General features: G+C 74.7%; 1 protein-coding gene. It reads right to left on the bottom strand.

Annotated elements, in window-relative coordinates:
- Positions 1-561: ADP-ribosylglycohydrolase family protein (locus tag OP79_RS49140; protein WP_033329830.1), on the bottom strand; the 561-nt coding region annotated here is incomplete at both ends.

The raw sequence follows: 561 nt of genomic DNA on the forward strand, positions 1-561 counted from the left end.
GCCATGCACGACCTGCTGCCACGCCAGCGGGATGCCGGAGCAGCCCCAGCGCGCGCCGAGCAGGGCGCCCGCGATCGCCGCGACGGTGTCGGTGTCCGTTCCGGCCCGCACCGCCGCCTCCAAGGCGAGGCCGAAGTGCTGCGCGGGGAAACTGTTCTCGGCGGGGCTCAGCTCGGGGACGGCGGTGCGGGTGATCGCCGACCAGGCGGCCTGGAGCGCGTGGACGACCCAGCCGTTGTTGGCGAAGTGGTGCGGCGGATTCGCCTCCGCCTCGTCCAGCCGCTTCGCCCACACCCCGCGGCGCTCGGCGGGGAGCAGGTCCAGGCCCGCGCGCACGCCGTCGAAGGTCCCGTGCAGCACCGCGGTGCGGATGCCGGAACACCAGAGCACGCAGGCATCGGCGCAATCGGGGTCCGGGTGGGTGAGCGCGCTGACGGCGATGGCGGCCTCGGTCATCTCGGCGGCGTCGCCGAGATGACCGAGGGCGACGACACCGGTGCGCATCAACGAGCCGTTCCCTGCGCTGCGGTCGTTGCCGGCGGTGAAGCTGCGGGCGGCGGC

Origin of the sequence: Streptomyces yerevanensis, from assembly GCF_000716805.1 — a bacterium.
GTDB classification, from domain to species: domain Bacteria; phylum Actinomycetota; class Actinomycetes; order Streptomycetales; family Streptomycetaceae; genus Streptomyces; species Streptomyces flaveus.